1 protein-coding gene is annotated in these 690 nt (G+C 50.1%); it reads left to right on the top strand.

What is annotated here, in order from left to right; translation table 11 throughout:
* Window positions 1-107 precede the first annotated feature (107 nt).
* Window positions 108-690: NAD(P)-dependent oxidoreductase (locus R7Q48_RS27610; protein WP_318133464.1), on the top strand; the 583-nt coding region annotated here is incomplete at its 3' end.

The following is a 690-nucleotide window of genomic DNA, read 5'->3' as shown; positions in this document are numbered from 1 at the left end:
CGAAGAGATGATCTTTGACTATTTCGATCCAGAGCGTAAATTACCTGATTACAAAACACTGCCACGTCCATAAATAGATTTCATTAGGCAGTGAACAAGGAGCCGTTATGTCACTGCCTAAAGTGGTCTTTCTCGACCGCGCCACCATTCCCAATCACATTCAAGTTCCGCGCCCTGAGTTTCCTCATCATTGGATGGAGTATGCACTGACACCGCCTGAGTCCGTAGTTGAGCGCTTGGCTGACGCCGATATCGTCATCAGCAATAAAGTGGTGTTGGATCAATCGGTACTTTCGCAGCTGCCTCAGCTCAAGATGATTGCCGTTGCGGCGACAGGGTTTAACAATGTCGACGTGAGCTATTGCGCTGAACATGGCATTGCAGTCGCGAACGTACGTGGTTATGCCACTCGATCTGTGCCTGAGCATGTGATCGCGATGTTGTTTGCTTTGCGTCGAAACTTGCTTGGGTACCATCAAGACATTGCGGCTGGTGAATGGCAGCGAAATAAGCAGTTCTGCTTTTTTACTCATTCCATCGGGGATGTTGGCGGCAGTACGCTAGGTGTCGTCGGTAGTGGTGCATTGGGACAAGCCACGGCGAATCTGGCTCAAGCGCTAGGAATGACCGTTTTATTTGCGGAGCGTAAAGGAGCGGCAGAATGTCGACCAGGTTATGTGCCATTTGAGG

The sequence above is a fragment of the Vibrio sp. 378 genome, assembly GCF_033339435.1.
The sequence above is the reverse complement of the archived record's forward strand: the minus strand, read 5'-3'. Positions and strand labels throughout refer to the sequence as shown.